The following is a 14647-nucleotide window of genomic DNA, read 5'->3' as shown; positions in this document are numbered from 1 at the left end:
TCCATTTTTTATACCCTAAATACCTTCATGACTTCATCACCCAAGTGGTTGATGACCTTCACGGCGATGCGTCCGCTTTCCGGTTTATCGAAAGCGCGTGAAGTATCACCGTAGAGGGTTTCCCAAGTATCCTTATCGATTTCGGTTTTAAGCGTATTTTTGAGGGCTTTGTACGGATCGTTTGCGCCGAGGAAGTAGGCTTGGCGGACAAAGAAGCTTTCCTCGTTGTAGTCGGTATCAACAAACCAGCAAGCGATGCCGTCGGCGTTGTCCGAGCGGATTTCACCGGTATTGGGGTAGAACACATCTACGCCATTGACCTTGACGCGGATTTTGCCGGTTTCTTTCCCCTTGGCGTCGGTTTCAGCCAGGATGGAAATATCCGGCTCGCCGAAGACGACAAACAGGTTTCCCTTGCCGGTATTCTTGAGGTCTTCGCCCATGTGCAGGTCGGCATTCATCCGGGCCTTGAGTACGGGGATACGGCCCAGCTTGTGGAATTCCGAGGCGTGAGCTTCGTAGTTGAAGGCACACGCAATGAGAATATCAAAGGCGGCGTCCCCGGCTTCACGGGCGGCTTGCACCAAGTCCTGACGGCTGACGGTGCCGAATTCCGGGCCGATGAAGATCCCAGCGCGACGTTCGGTTTCGCCTTCCATGTAACGGCCTTCGGCGCAGATCATTTCTCCGGGCCACGGGTTCAGGCTGGTGAAGTCAATCTTGTCTTTCTTACTAGCCTGTTGGACTCCCGACATTTTGAGGTTATCCAGAATCATGGTCACAAAGTCGCGGCTGTCCTCACCGGCACGGGATGCTGCCGGATCAAGCAGTTCGCCGTCCGCGCCGATGCCCAGCACGCGATGCGGAGAGAGGCTTTCCACGGTGAAAGGGCCTGCTACACGGACTTTTTTCTTGTCCTCATAGGGCTTATCATACAGATATTCGTAGTCCGCCTTGGCTGCGATGGAGGCATCAATTTCCTGCTGGCGGGCGATACGCGCCTTCCACCAGTCGGCGTGCAGCTTCAGTGCCTCCTTGTTCCATGCCGCATCAGGTTCGCGGGGGATTTCCCACTCTTTCCATTGTTTGCCGAGAAGTTCATTCAGCTTTACACGCAAGGGTTCCATTGCCTGTTGCCACTTGTCGTAAATAACATCAATTTCGGCATTGTTGGCGATAGATTTCAGCGTGATATGTGGCACGCGCTCGTAGACGAACCCCAGATTGATATTATTGAAGGTGGGAGCCGTGGAAGCCGGACGGTTGTTCAGTTCCGCTTCTTTGGTCTGCCCGTCCTTGCTGTCGGCCATGAGATAATAGGGATAGCGTGCGCCCATAATGCGAGCACGAGCCAACGCCAACGCCACGCGGGAGGTATCTATAGTGATCCAGCGGCGGCCCCACTGTTCGGCAACGTAAGCTGTCGTGCCGGAACCACAGGTGGGGTCAAGCACGAGGTCGCCGGGGTCGGTAGACATTAAGATACACCGTTGGATGACATCTGGCAAAGTTTGCACAACATAAACTTTATCGGAGGAAAACCCAGAAACACCTGTATCCATCCAGATAGTGTTAAGGGGTTTTACAGAAAAATCATTAAAATATCGCTTATAGCTAAGGGTTTTTCCTCCTCCTATAACTCTATTAGATTTACATAATCTATCAATTCCTATTGGATAATTGGCTTTCCAATGAGTATTCTTTGGGGGAACATACTTTATACCCTTAAAATTAACAGGAGAATCTTCTTGAACTCCTCCTTGACCAGTGAGGTTATCAATTCTCCATAATTGTGTAATGTCTATTTTTATAGATTTATTCTGCTCATCTGGGGTCAGAGCACGCGATGAGAATAAATCAACATTAATCATTCTGTAGTTATTATCTTCTGAATAGTCTTTTTTTATAAATATATTATTATATTTTATTTGTGTGTATTTTTTTGAATACCAGACAATATAATCCCCAATTCTACTTATATTATTTGATGAAAATCCACCTGTAGTTCTATATAATATAGTTCCAATATAATTGTCTTCCCCAAACACTTCATCCATCACAGCTCGTACACGGTGTACATTCTCATCACCGATTTGCACGAAAATACTGCCAGAATCCGTCAGTAAGTCACGGGCAAGGAGGAAGCGGTCGCGCAGATAGCTCAGGTACGAATGGATACCGTCTTTCCATGTGTCACGGAATGCCTTCACCTGCTCCGGTTCACGAGTCATGTTGTCGAGCTTACCGTCCTTTACGTCTCGGCTAGTGGTCGACCACTGAAAATTACTATTGAATTTGATGCCATAGGGCGGATCAAGATAGATGCACTGCACCTTCCCGCGCAGACCTTCCCGCTCGGACAGGCTCGCCATGACCTGCAACGAATCCCCCAGAATCATGCGGTTCGTCCAGTTCTGGTCATGCTGATAAAAATCAGTCTTGTCTGCGCCTTCAGGGATGCCATTGAAATCGGAAAACAGGCTGAACTGCGTTTGAAGCGGTTTCTGTCCGGCCTTGCTCTCTTTCAGGAGGTCTTCAATGAGTGCCTTGGGATGTACCTTTTCCTGAATGTAAAGCGGCGGAGCCTGTACGGTCAGCGTATCATCGCCGTCATATTTGCCTCGCCAGATGAGCTGAGGATCGAGGTCGGGATTCCGTTTTTCATAGCTGACGCGCACAGGCGCCTGTTCTTCCTGCTTCATTACAGACTGATACTCCGCTGTCGGGATATTGGTACGCCGGGCTTCATGGGTAATGGTTTCAATCTGTTTCGGATATGTCGCTTTCTTAGCCATTGAAGAGACTCCCGACGGTTTGGATCTTGGAATCGAAGGCTTGAGCCACTTTCTCTGCAAATTCGGATTCTATACGATATACTTCTTTTAGTTCAACAAAGGCCCAGCGGCCAAACGTCCCCAGACGATTGACACCGGGAACCCAATAGGTTTCCATCGTGGACTTCTTTTCCTTGGCGTTTTCATTGCGATACCCTTTTATCTCCACGACAAGATGCAGTAAATCGTCTTCACCATGCCCGTCATCCACCAGAACAATAAAGTCCGGAACATAGTCGTGTGACTCTCCACCAAGGGTATATGGCACGGTAAAGCCCATGTTATTATTTTTTACGTAGGCTTTGACGCGTGGATGCGTTTCCACAACACGGCATAATTCTGCTTCCCAATCACTATTATCCAGTATTGCCCAATTGATATGGCACTTGCGCGGATCTGTCTTCCAACGCGATTTTTTGGATGTCGTGAAATTGACGTGTCGGGTAGAGCCTTGTGGGTTATAGGGATCAAGCATGACCTTGATCGGGCGCTTGTCTGAACATGAACGGGTGATGGCGCTGGCTATGCGCTCGCAGGCCATATCAGCGAGCGTTTTATACAGCAATTGAGCCGGAAAGGTACCGCCTGCACAGGAAAAACAGGAATGGAACCATTCCCCGGCAATGCGCTTGAGCTGTCCGAACAGATGCAGCTTGGGCGCTTCACCGGCATCACGGAATTTGTTCATCAGCAGATGCTGCGTCAGGTGCATGAGTATCGTATTTTCTCTAACCTGCTCCAGGTGCTTAAGGCTCAGGTCTACCTCTTCGCCGATAATGCCCGCGTTCTGCGTAACGGAAGCTCCAACCATCTCCGGCGTCAGCGTAAAACATGACTCATCGTTGAATTCGGCGGAAAGCTGTTCTTCCGGCAACTCGATACGATACCCAGTGACCCGGGGAAAGACGATTTCCAGCGCATCCCGATCCGGGCGGACAGCCTTGACTTGTACCGTTTCATGGGGAGGCGCAGGTTTGCTGATAACGGGCTTTGCCGTAAAATCAAAAGGAATGCCCAATACGTCCGAATATTCGACATTGAACAGTCCTTCCTCATTCAGATCGTAGGACTGCCGGCGAAGCGCACGGCCAATGATCTGTTCGCACAGCAACTGCGTACCGAAAGCGCGGACACCAAGGACATGCGTTACGGTATTGGCGTCCCAGCCTTCGGTGAGCATGGAAACGGACACGACGCAGCGGATGCTCTCCCCAAGCTGTCCCTGTTTGCCGACCGTATTCATGACTTCGCGCAAGACGGTCGCTTCCGACAATGCGCCGCCACGCAGCAGTTCCGCCGCAAGCGGCCCGCCACGCTGCATGATCTCACGCTTGAAACGGGCAAGTTCGTCCTTGGCGGCTTCAGCGAATCCCGAATCAAGGGCATCGCCGGATTCCAGCTGTTGTGAATCAATTAGCAACGTATGCGGACGCGCCAGCGGTTCGCCGTTGTCGTCAAAATTGCGGAACAGCGGCAAACGTCCGTTTTCCAGCATCCGCGTACCGTCCGCATTCTCTCTGTAAAAACCGGAGATGTAGTCGTAAACAAGCTTCGATGTGGACGTGTTGTTGCAGACGACGATAAAACAGGGCGGTACGGAAATGTCTTCTTTTTTCCATAGGTCAAAGACCATTTCATAATGCCCGTAAAGGGCATCAAGTGCCGTGAGCAGTCGCGTAGGAAGCGAGAGTGGATCCAGTGAGCTGTTTTTCCCTTTTTTGGGCATGTCCTTCCGGATATGTTCCCAAAGGTTCCGGAACATGGGCAGCTCGTTGCCGGGGATGTTGTCCGCCACAGGCACCCGCGGCAGTTTTACAATACCGCATTCAATCGCATCCATCAGCGAGAAGTCGCTCATTGTCCACGGAAACAGCGTACCTTCAACATAACCGGAACCGCTCAAAAAGAACGGCGTCGCCGATAAATCGAAGATGCGCAGGATATTCAGCTTACGCTGGAGAATTTCCAGACCCGAAATCCACAGCCGGGCAGCTTCGCGGTTTTCCTTGGCCGCATTCCGGGCTTCGGTCTTCTCCGTTCCTGTCAAAGTTCCGAGCTCGGTTTCCAACACTTCATCCGCATTGGGCTTTTCCCTGTAGCAATGGTGAGCCTCATCATTGATGACCATCACGCGCTTCAGATTCATCAGCTCCGGCATAACCCGCTGGAGCATTTCTCCTTCCGTTTCCAGCGTGGAGAGAGCCTCTCCGCGCCAACCCTCGAGAGCGGAACGTGTCCCTTTGGATAAATCCAACTTTTCGCGTATCTTAAACGCGTGATAGTTTGTAATGACAATGCGCGCCTGCTGGAGGTCTTGCAGCATGTCCGGGGGAACGAGTTCTCGGCTGGCATAGTATGCATCGGGATCATTGGGTTTCAGAACCCGCAGTCGATCTTTGATGGTGATGCCCGGGGCGACGACCAGAAAGCCCTTGGTAAAACTTTGCTTGAGCGGGCTGCGGACAGCGTTCAATGTCTGCCATGCGATAAGCATCGCCATAATAGTTGTCTTGCCCGCACCAGTGGCCAGCTTGAGCGCCAGCCGTGAAAGCCCGGGATTGGCATCCTCGTTGGCATCTTCGAGATGTTCGAGATACTTTTTATACTTGGGCTGACCCGGTGCTACTTCCGTCAGCCAGATAGCTGTTTCAACGGCTTCGACCTGACAGAAGAAAGGGCGGATACCGCTGAACTTGTGATTACGCCAATGGTTCAGCAAGCGAGCGGTTTCAGGAGTGACCTTCCATTGTGATTGAGGCAAGACACGCCAATCCGCGACGTGATGACGGATTTCGTTGATCAATGCCTTATGGTACTCCTGCGTCTTCGTGGTAATGGACTGTGCCGTTACGTCAACAAGCAGATTCCCTTGTTTGGCTTTATTTTTTTGCTTCTTGGGTGTGGGAATAGGCGTAATGAAATCCGCTATTCTCCGGGAATGTATTATTTTTTGTGTCGGCTGCCCGTCGGCGGCAAGCTCCCAGTGCCGAGATGGACATTCGTAGGGCGAATTGAGTATCGGATGCTCAAAAAAGGCGTTCACGGCTGAAGTCGGCATACTGTGTCCTTCTCTGGAAATGGATTTCTGCTTTACTGTATAACCTTGTTTTTAACGAAAATAAAGAGAGTAAAAAAAGATTAATCTCCTTTGAATCATTCATTTTTTTCTTGCAATCAGAAAGCCCCCTTGCACAACAGGATACCTCTCCTACCACACAAGAGGGCTTTACTTTGGCAGGAGGAGGTTCCGTATATTACCTCCCCCAACCTTGGCTTGCTTCGCGCATCAGCCTTTCAAGCGTGCGTTCAGCTGCTGCAACAGCCGCTCCAGTTTCTCGCAAACGCTGCTCAAGTGCGTGACTTGCCTGTTCAAGTCTTCTTGCTGCGCTTGCAGGGTCTGGAGCGTTGTCTCTTGCGCGCACGATCTCGCATCCAGTTCTGTAATGGCTCCGACCTGCGCCTCCTGCTCCCAGCGTATGCCGTTCTCCATCCGCTCCAAACGTTCCTGCAACAGTTTCACTACTTCGTTCATGATTTACTCCAGTTTGAGGGCCGGGGAATCTCCCCAAGTCCAGTTGTTCTTGATAGTGCTGCCCTTCGGCAGGACGATGAACCGTCCGTTCTTGTCTTCCAGCAGACGAATTCCCCACGTTTTGCTTTGCAACATGTTGACTGTGTTCGTTAATTCGGTTCGTTGTTCCTTCAGTTCGCCGATTTCGTTCCAGAGGCTCTCCAGACGGTGGTTGATGAAGAACATCAGCCCCCACGAGGTCGCAATCATCCCCACGAACAGACACATTCCCAGCAGGCCGTGTCCCAAGAGTGTTCGGGAGAAGACGCTTGCCCATTGTCTGTGCCGCTTGTCCAAATGGGTGATTTCCGCGTTCAGGGAAGCTGCAAAGGTCGTACTCTGGCTGCGGATAGCGTCTTCCGTTGTACGCAGCACGTCGTTCACGCACGCGTTCAAGTTCTGCTGAAAGAGCTGTAATTCGAGCTTCGCGGCTTCCTCCCACTGCTTCCTGTCCTGCTCCAGTCTGGAGCTGATTTTGTTGTCCAGCTCGCCAAGCTTCACAGTAAATACCTCCTTTAAGTCGGACACGCTGGCCGTCTTCGTCTTCAATGGTTAGATACTGTTTTCCCTTTCGCGGGACTTTGAGGCCCAATCCTTCGATTTCTTCTATGAGATTGGCACGATTGATTACGGTTCCTTCTTCAATGCGCTGCAGAAGGAAAGCTGTAAGCTGTTCGCGGGATTTGGTACGTTCATCCGGCGTGACAGCCTGCCCCCAACGCTTGAGGCGTGCCACATGGATATCCGCATGTTCTGGGGTGCGAACCCGGAAACGAGCCGGATCATCCGGTCGTGTCCAGCCTTCCCGCCAGTTGTACATATCACGCAGAGGGTCAAAGTCTTTTTGCCATCCGGGAGGAAAGGGGTTGAGGGCCTTGCCCGTGGAAAGTTCCATCCGTGGAATGACAAAGTGCAGCTCGTGATGCCCTGCATGACTGTGACGTACCCAAAGAATGGCGTACTGGTCTGGAGCAAGGCCGGCGAAGGCGGTCTGCTCGAAGTCGTCCATGAGCCGCTGTTCCTGTTCTGGCGTCACATGGTCTTCTGGCCCCCATGACAACACCCCCGCACAGAATTTCCACTGCCGGTCTTGTGAGGCAATGAGTGCCTTTGTCAGCTCTGGCTCACCACGCAGGACAACGGGAGGATTTTCAGTCCGACCGGGGTAATCCATGCGAGTGAGGTAGTTGACGGCGGCTTGCCCGGTTCCCTTGCCGTGTGGAAAAATTTTTATGTACATTGGCCACCTTCCCCAGCTACCAAGACCCTGCGGAGGCTTTCAAGAGCCACAAGGAGGCGTACAGCCTCTATATCGCTCTTGTAAGTGTTGGCCCAGCGGGCAAGCTGATTCAGATTATTCCCGGCTCGCGCGAGCAAACGGAGATGCTCCCGTTCCGCTTGTGTTTGCCGTGTACGACTCCTCGCAACAGTTCGCCGGATAAAATCAGAAAGAGTCAACCCGGCGAGTTGCGCCTTGTGTTCAATCTCAGTCTTTTCCGACTCTGAGACGCGCACCTTGATCATGGCGGTTCGCTTCATGCTTTTGCCTTTTGTCTTTCAGGGTTCGAAGGGGGTTCCCCTCGCCAGCCCCGGCAGGGGACACGCGGCAGCGTGGCCACAACGGGTAGGCTGGCTTTCAGAAAAGACAGAAAGCCTATTGAACGCCAGCGAGAGGACAGTTCTTTGGCGTTATCCTGTTTTGTTACCATAGGAACACTATTCGCAAAAAGCTCAAAAATCGTTTTTGCGAAGGTTTCCCGAAGCGTTTTTGTGGATATTGCGAATAGTGCGCTATGGAGTGCATTTGAGTCCCCTCCATTGTGGATTGACCATATATACGCGTGTTGGTCGTCCCCTCTTGCCTGTTTCCGGCTCTAGCGGGGCGATGTAGGCCCAATCCTCCAGCACATGAAGCCCTGCATTGACTTTATCCACTCGAGGCCAACGACCTTTGACTTTTTCCAATGCGGAACGAGCCGTGAAAGATGTAAGTCCATCATGCTCTACCCAGCGCAGAATGGCCTTGGCGCACTCCATTCCTTCGTCCGCACCCATCAGGCTATACGCGGCTCGTGCGTGTTCCATAAGTCCATCCGCCAGCTGCAATACGGCGGACATGGTAAGGGTATTTATAGGGCATGTTTCTGGGGATGCGTGCTGTGCCACATGGCATAATCCCGCCAAGCGCAATACTTGCCCCGGTAATTTCCCGCCCCAATCCCGTATGGCTGAAAGCCGTCCTCCTTCTGCAAGATTCCGTTCCACATGGGCAGCAAAATCCAGCCATAAGGATTTACTTTCGTGTTCCAAGCGTAAGGGCTGACCGGAACCGAGAGGATTCCACGGCAGAGCCAGCAGGTGGCGTAAAGTTTGCCTCCAGCGCAAGCGCAGAGATTCCGGGACGGGAAAGGTCTCGACATGGCGCAATCCCACGCGACTTTGTGGGATGAAGAACAACAGACGCCCCATAAGTCCCCGTCCCCGAAAAGACGGTGTCTGAGCCATACGGGATAAGACATCCGGCTGTGCCGTGAGAATAAGAGTCAGGGTTGGATTATCGAGCATGATAGGATCGGCATGTCTGCGATCAATACGGATCGCTTCCCCGTTCCATGCTTTTAGAACCACATCCAGATTGGGAACTCCGCTGCTATACCGTCCCGAGAGGATGTCAAAAAAACCGCCTTCGGCTTCGAGTAAGGCAATACGTTGCTGTTGGGCAGCCATGACCATAGCCAACGCTTCCGGGGTGGCATCATCCACCAGCAATCTGGGGGCAACGGGTGTTTTGGCCTCTTCTTCGCTTAAGGCGACAAGCTGCTCTACCAACTCATGGCGATCTTCCAGCGTCTTACAGCGTCGGGCAGATGAAAGCAGAGCGCGGTGCAGTTCTTCACGTACCTGTCGTTGGGCAATGGCTACCCGATGAGCAGAGAGCAAGGCTGTCTGCTGTTCCAGTTCCCATTCTACCAACGGAAAGCGACAGGCGTCCTTGACCGCACTCTTACGTTCTCCGGGAGGCAGGACAGCAAGAGCATACAGGTTCAGAGGTTCGGAATAGCCGTCATGGGCGACTACTCGGAATTTTCGCTGTACGCTTGCTGCCACAGCACCGAAGGCGTTGATCAGTGGAAGTTCGAAGGGCACCTGCACCGATTCGGTCACGGCAGCGGCATATTCGCCGATGATCCCTGGCAAAACGTTCGGGGGGATAGCCGGAGGCAGATGTGATTCAAAAGGTACGGGCGGGCCGGGGAATACGGGGATGTCAGACATGACGTCCTCGCATTTTGGCACTCTCGCTGGTTTCTACAGCATGTGCCTTTGCATAAGCATCAATATCTGCCAGCTCATAGACCACCCGTCGCCCGATTTTCAGGTAGCGAGGGCCTTTGCCCAGCGAACGCCATATTTCCAGAGTTCCGGGCCGTAAACCAAGGTACTTGGCAGCTTCCGGGGTATTGAGTTTAGGTGAGGTAAAAGCTTGTACCATAGGGGCCTCCTATACTTTTTTCAGGTATAAGAGACCATACTGGGGTTAATATGTCACCAATAATTGGAATTATTGGTGAACTTTTGAAAGTCGCATTGCAAGAATTTACTGTACTTGTGCAGAACGAGAATAAAATTTTCAGGATCAAGGATAGATTGATCTTTGCGCCCGCTGGAGCGTGTATACAGGGATGCACGAACGAGGTAGTTATCTGCAGAGCGCAAAAAACCTCTAAAACCATCCTCTTTTCCTAAAAGTCTTAACTTAGGAGAATCAAAATGTTGATCAATAAGTGGCCGATTTTTATCTGGTTCATCTGTCTTTAGATGATAAAAATCAACCCAAGATGCCCAAAGGTGCGATACTTTTTTGTAATGCGGCCACACATTATTAAAAAAAGAATCCTTTTTAAAAGTTTCTGGCATCAAATCAAATTCTAATACAGTATATTCATAAGTTTCTTCCGATATCAAATCAAATGTTTTTTGAGGTGATAATCTTTTCTCTATAGATAATTTTAAAATTAGTCCTGAAAAATATCCTTTACATAGTATATTTTTAAATTCATGCACAGTTGATTTTTCATTATTTTGATTTAGTATATAATATGCGTCATTTATATTGTCAAAACTGTCAAAAAAAGTTGTAGTATCTCTCATAAATTCATTTTTTGTATATGGCCCACGTTCATGGTATTCGTTTCTATATTTAAATTTATTTCTTATCGATTCTCTGAAGACAAAATTTTTTCTTTTTATAGTGTTTGTAGGATATGTCATTAATCCTAATATATTAATATATGCATTTGGATCTGGTTGAAGTATAATATCGTAAAAGTATTTTATTTCTGAAAGAATTTTTATAATATCCGACATAGGTAGATGGATCGTCATAGTACCTTCCTTTTATGCATATGTGGGATAATTTTAGTATGAATTATAGATTCTAGTAAAGAGGTTGGAAATAGGGTTGGAAAAAATATTGCCTACGAAAAAAGCCCTCACAGTTTTACCTGCAAGGGCTTGAAAAAATTGGTGGGACGTGCGGGGATCGAACCTGCGACTCTCTGCTTAAAAGGCAGATACTCTACCTACTGAGTTAACGTCCCGTTCCGAATTTGAGTTAATACGCTTTAGAGTGTTTTCTGTCAAGGTTTAATCCGCTTTTTACGGAAAAAAACAACTTCCTTTGTACGGGGATGCATCTCGCTGGCGGCCGTTATTGAGCTATCCCCCTTTGAGGGCGGATTATCTCCCGGCATGTAAGGCAGATCACCCTCCGAGATAGGCTTCCTTGACCTTAGGATCCTTGAGCAGTTCCTGTCCGGGGGCTTCGGCGACGACGCGGCCGACTTCGAGCACATAGGCATAATGCGCGATGGACAGGGCCGCGAGGGCGTTCTGTTCCACGAGCAGTACGGTTTTGCCCTCGGCGTTGATTTTCAGGATGATGTCGAAGATTTCCTTCACCAGAAGCGGGGCGAGGCCGAGCGAGGGCTCGTCGAGCATCACCAAATCCGGGCGGCTCATGAGTGCGCGCCCCACGGCGAGCATCTGCTGTTCGCCGCCGGAGAGCGTGCCGCCCTTCTGCCAACTGCGTTCTTTGAGCCGCGGGAACAGGTTGTAGACCCAATCGATGTCCTGCTCGATCCCTTCCTTGTCGTTGCGGATGTACGCGCCGAGCATCAGGTTTTCCTCAACCGTGAGGTGGGGGAGGATGCGGCGGCCCTCCGGGCTTACCGAGATGCCCCGTCGGATGATGTCCTCAGGGGATTTGCCGAGGATCTGTTCCGTTTTGGGCCCACTGCCGCCCCGGACGACCGGGGTGAACAGCACTTCGCCCTTCGTATCCTTCACGAGGCCGGAGATGGAGCGGATGACGCTGCTTTTCCCCGCGCCGTTCGCGCCGATAAGCGTGACTATCTGGCCCTGCGGGATGCGCATGCTGACGCCCTGCACCGCATGGATGCCGCCGTAGTGGACGTGGAGATCCTTGATTTCAAGCATGGTTGCTGACGTCCTCTCCGAGGTAGGCTTCGATGACCCTCGGGTTGTTGCGGATGGCGTCCGGGTCGCCCTCGGCGATGAGCTGGCCGTATTCCAGCACCCAGATGTACTGGCACACGCCCATGACCACTTTCATGTCGTGCTCGATGAGCAGGATGGTCAGGTCGAATTCGTCGCGGATATGCCGGATGAAACGCATGAGCTCGGTGCTTTCCTGCGGGTTCATCCCCGCCGCGGGTTCGTCGAGGAGCAGGAAATCCGGGCTGGTCGCCAACGCGCGGGCGATTTCAAGGCGCCGCTGAGCCCCGTAGGGCAGGCTCGACGCTTTTTCATTTATGTAGGAATCGAGCGCGAGGCGGTGGATGAGGGCCTTCGCCTTTTCGCGGATTTCCTCTTCCTCGCGCCGGGCGTTGGGCAGGCTGAGGATGGGCATCCACCACTGGCTTTTGCGGCGGACTTGGCAGCCGACCATGACGTTTTCCAGCGCGGTTTCGCTGCCGAAGAGCCGGATATTCTGGAAAGTCCGGGCCATGCCCGCCCTGCAGATCCGGTGCGGGGGGAAGCCCTTCACGCTGTGGCCCTTGAACAGGATGTCGCCTTCCTGCGGGTTGTAGAAGCCGCTGATGACGTTAAAGGCCGTGGTCTTGCCCGCGCCGTTGGGCCCGATGAGCCCGGTGATGGAACCCGTGGGGATCTGCATGGACAAATCGTTGACCGCCGTGATCCCGCCGAAGCGCATGGTCACATGCTGCACGTCGAGCAGCAGTCCGTTCTGTGCGAAGGAGGTCATGCGCGTTTCCTCCGGGAGAAGAAGTCAAAGATGGCATCCCAAGTGATTTCACGCATACCCATGATACCCTCGCGGCGATACAGGATGATGCACAAAAGAACCAGCGAGAACACGACCATGCGCATGCCGGGGATGCCGGGGATTTCAAAGCTGCCGAGGGTGATGGGGTCTTCCACGGCGCGCAGCCATTCGAGCAGGACGGTGATGACCGCGCTGCCGAGGATGCTGCCCGTGAGGGAGCCGAGGCCGCCTGCCACAACGATCATGAGCACGTTGAAGGTCAGGAGGAAAGTGAACATCTTCGGGTCGATGGTGGTCAGGAGGTTGCCGAGCAGCGCCCCGCCTACGCCCGCGAAGAACGCGCCGAGGCAGAAGGAGAGCACCTTGGCCTTGAACGTGTCGATGCCCATGACCTTCGCGGCGATTTCATCGTCGCGTATTGCCTTGAAGATGTTGCCGAAGTTGCTGCTCAAGAGCTTGACCATGCAATACAGGGTGATGAGCAGCCACCCGTAGTTGACCAGCAGCGAGGCATGGAACGGGATGCCCTTGATGCCGAGGGAACCGTTGGTGATGGGCGTCAGGTTCACGATGAGCACGCGGATGATTTCCGCGAACCCGAGCGTGGCGATGCCGAGGTAGTCGCCGCCGAGCCGCAGCACCGGGATGGCGATGAACAGCCCGAAGATCGCGGCGACGAGGCCGCCGGCGACGACGGAGAACCAGAACGGCGTGTGGATGACCGAGAAGGGCCAGATGATGTCTTCAAGGATCCACATCATTTCCTTCTGGGCGGCGGGGAGCACGCACAGGGCGGAAACGTAGGCCCCGATAGCCATGAACCCGGCGTGCCCGAGCGAGAACATCCCGGTGAAGCCGTAGATAAGGTTCAGGGACAGCGCGAGGATGGCGTTTACGGCGATAAGGTTGAGGATCTGGACTTTGTAGCCGTCGAGGTTGGTTTCGGCCCAGACGAGGAACAGGGCCAGCAGGCCGATGGCAAGCAGGTTGAGCAACAGATTGCGCATGGAGGTCTTCATATCTTTTCCTCCGAACGCTGCCCGAAGAGGCCGGTAGGTTTGACGAGGAGCACGAGCACCAGCACCACGAAGGCGAACGCGTCACGGTAACCGGACAGGCTGGGCATGAAAGCCACGGTCATGATTTCGATGAAGCCGAGCAGCAGGCCGCCGATCATGGCGCCCTGGATGGAGCCGATGCCGCCGAGCACCGCCGCGATGAAGGCCTTGAAACCGGGGAAGATGCCCATGTAAGGATTGATCTGCGGATAGCGCAGGGCCCACATGATGCCCGATGCCGCCGCCAGAGCGGAGCCGAGCCCAAAGGCCAGCGCGATGATGCGGTCTACCCGCACGCCGAGCAGGCGCGTGGTTTCGATGTCCTTGGAGATGGCCCGCATGGCCAGCCCCGGCTTGGTGCGGTAGATGATCCACAAAAGACCGAGCACGAGCACGAAGCTGACCACAGGCACGACCAGCGTGATCGGCAGGAGCTTCAGTTGCCCGAAGTTGATGGGCGTCATGAGCCATTCCGGTTGGAACACCGGGCGCGGGAGGCCGGAAAAGAGCACCACGGAAAGGCTTTCAATGAAGAAGGACACGGCGATGGCACTGATGAGCGCCGAAATGCGCGGCGCATCGCGCAGGGGCCGATAGGCGATGCGATCCACGAGGATGCCGACGGCGCTGGCTGCGAGGATAGCCACCACCACGGCCACCCCCCAGGGCAGGAAGAACGTCGTGGTGCCGTAAAAGACGAAGTAGGCCCCCAACATGAGAATGTCGCCGTGGGCGAAGTTGATCAGCCGCAATATCCCGTACACCATCGTATACCCGATGGCTATCAGGCCATACAGGGAACCCAGTGTCAGGGCATTGAAGAAGTGCTGGAGAAACATATCCAGACTCATAGTGCCTGCCTTATCCGAAAGTT

12 protein-coding genes, 1 tRNA gene and 1 pseudogene are annotated in these 14647 nt (G+C 52.9%); all 14 read right to left on the bottom strand.

Going from position 1 to position 14647, the window contains the following annotated elements:
• Positions 1–8 precede the first annotated feature (8 nt).
• Positions 9–2795: a site-specific DNA-methyltransferase gene (locus AC6I1V_RS03870; RefSeq protein ID WP_497736859.1), complete on the bottom strand. Its 2787-nt coding sequence runs from the start codon at positions 2793–2795 to the stop codon at positions 9–11.
• Entirely contained in the window at positions 2788–5892 is a 3105-nt protein-coding gene (locus AC6I1V_RS03865; protein ID WP_482333686.1) for a BPTD_3080 family restriction endonuclease, read from the bottom strand. Before AC6I1V_RS03865 ends, AC6I1V_RS03870 begins: the two co-directional genes overlap by 8 nt.
• Before the next feature lie 228 nt (positions 5893–6120).
• A complete protein-coding gene (locus AC6I1V_RS03860; RefSeq protein ID WP_482333695.1) occupies positions 6121–6366 on the bottom strand; it encodes a hypothetical protein in 246 nt (81 codons plus the stop codon).
• Positions 6367–6369: 3 nt separating this feature from the next.
• Complete coding sequence (locus tag AC6I1V_RS03855) at positions 6370–6906, bottom strand: hypothetical protein (protein ID WP_497737107.1); 537 nt, start codon at positions 6904–6906, stop codon at positions 6370–6372.
• Positions 6907–7321: 415 nt separating this feature from the next.
• Positions 7322–7579, bottom strand: a pseudogene (locus AC6I1V_RS03850) (relaxase/mobilization nuclease domain-containing protein); the annotation flags it as partial.
• Between the two features lie 56 nt (positions 7580–7635).
• Positions 7636–7944, bottom strand: coding sequence for a plasmid mobilization protein (locus tag AC6I1V_RS03845; protein ID WP_456061178.1), 309 nt, complete (start codon positions 7942–7944; stop codon positions 7636–7638).
• Between the two features lie 252 nt (positions 7945–8196).
• Positions 8197–9681: a YfjI family protein gene (locus AC6I1V_RS03840; protein ID WP_486854150.1), complete on the bottom strand. Its 1485-nt coding sequence runs from the start codon at positions 9679–9681 to the stop codon at positions 8197–8199.
• Complete coding sequence (locus tag AC6I1V_RS03835; protein WP_482333682.1) at positions 9674–9898, bottom strand: helix-turn-helix transcriptional regulator; 225 nt, start codon at positions 9896–9898, stop codon at positions 9674–9676. Before AC6I1V_RS03835 ends, AC6I1V_RS03840 begins: the two co-directional genes overlap by 8 nt.
• Positions 9899–9951: 53 nt before the next feature.
• Entirely contained in the window at positions 9952–10791 is an 840-nt protein-coding gene (locus tag AC6I1V_RS03830; RefSeq protein ID WP_497736858.1) for a hypothetical protein, read from the bottom strand.
• Positions 10792–10930: 139 nt separating this feature from the next.
• A tRNA-Lys gene (locus AC6I1V_RS03825) sits at positions 10931–11006 on the bottom strand.
• Between the two features lie 163 nt (positions 11007–11169).
• Positions 11170–11904, bottom strand: coding sequence for an ABC transporter ATP-binding protein (locus AC6I1V_RS03820; RefSeq protein ID WP_302551643.1), 735 nt, complete (start codon positions 11902–11904; stop codon positions 11170–11172).
• Positions 11897–12694, bottom strand: a complete 798-nt coding sequence (locus AC6I1V_RS03815) for an ABC transporter ATP-binding protein (protein WP_308771829.1) — start codon at positions 12692–12694, stop codon at positions 11897–11899. The genes AC6I1V_RS03820 and AC6I1V_RS03815 overlap by 8 nt, the downstream gene beginning before the upstream one ends.
• The gene (locus AC6I1V_RS03810; RefSeq protein ID WP_486850592.1) at positions 12691–13734 is read right to left on the bottom strand and encodes a branched-chain amino acid ABC transporter permease; all 1044 of its coding nucleotides are present in this window, start codon (positions 13732–13734) and stop codon (positions 12691–12693) included. Before AC6I1V_RS03810 ends, AC6I1V_RS03815 begins: the two co-directional genes overlap by 4 nt.
• Positions 13731–14624 carry a branched-chain amino acid ABC transporter permease gene (locus AC6I1V_RS03805; RefSeq protein ID WP_302551640.1) on the bottom strand — a complete coding sequence of 298 codons (894 nt, stop codon included), beginning with the start codon at positions 14622–14624 and terminating at the stop codon, positions 13731–13733. The genes AC6I1V_RS03810 and AC6I1V_RS03805 overlap by 4 nt, the downstream gene beginning before the upstream one ends.
• Positions 14625–14647: the final 23 nt, after the last annotated feature.

This window comes from Bilophila sp. T19-St14 (assembly GCF_059728385.1).
The sequence above is the reverse complement of the archived record's forward strand: the minus strand, read 5'-3'. Positions and strand labels throughout refer to the sequence as shown.

Excerpts from the sequence above, each read along its gene's own strand:
- AC6I1V_RS03870 (WP_497736859.1), bottom strand. The coding sequence starts at position 2,795 with ATGGCTAAGAAAGCGACATATCCGAAACAGATTGAAACCATTACCCAT.
- AC6I1V_RS03865 (WP_482333686.1), bottom strand. The coding sequence starts at position 5,892 with ATGCCGACTTCAGCCGTGAACGCCTTTTTTGAGCATCCGATACTCAAT.
- AC6I1V_RS03860 (WP_482333695.1), bottom strand. The coding sequence starts at position 6,366 with ATGAACGAAGTAGTGAAACTGTTGCAGGAACGTTTGGAGCGGATGGAG.
- AC6I1V_RS03845 (WP_456061178.1), bottom strand. The coding sequence starts at position 7,944 with ATGAAGCGAACCGCCATGATCAAGGTGCGCGTCTCAGAGTCGGAAAAG.
- AC6I1V_RS03840 (WP_486854150.1), bottom strand. The coding sequence starts at position 9,681 with ATGTCTGACATCCCCGTATTCCCCGGCCCGCCCGTACCTTTTGAATCA.
- AC6I1V_RS03835 (WP_482333682.1), bottom strand. The coding sequence starts at position 9,898 with ATGGTACAAGCTTTTACCTCACCTAAACTCAATACCCCGGAAGCTGCC.
- AC6I1V_RS03830 (WP_497736858.1), bottom strand. The coding sequence starts at position 10,791 with ATGACGATCCATCTACCTATGTCGGATATTATAAAAATTCTTTCAGAA.
- AC6I1V_RS03820 (WP_302551643.1), bottom strand. The coding sequence starts at position 11,904 with ATGCTTGAAATCAAGGATCTCCACGTCCACTACGGCGGCATCCATGCG.
- AC6I1V_RS03815 (WP_308771829.1), bottom strand. The coding sequence starts at position 12,694 with ATGACCTCCTTCGCACAGAACGGACTGCTGCTCGACGTGCAGCATGTG.
- AC6I1V_RS03810 (WP_486850592.1), bottom strand. The coding sequence starts at position 13,734 with ATGAAGACCTCCATGCGCAATCTGTTGCTCAACCTGCTTGCCATCGGC.
- AC6I1V_RS03805 (WP_302551640.1), bottom strand. The coding sequence starts at position 14,624 with ATGAGTCTGGATATGTTTCTCCAGCACTTCTTCAATGCCCTGACACTG.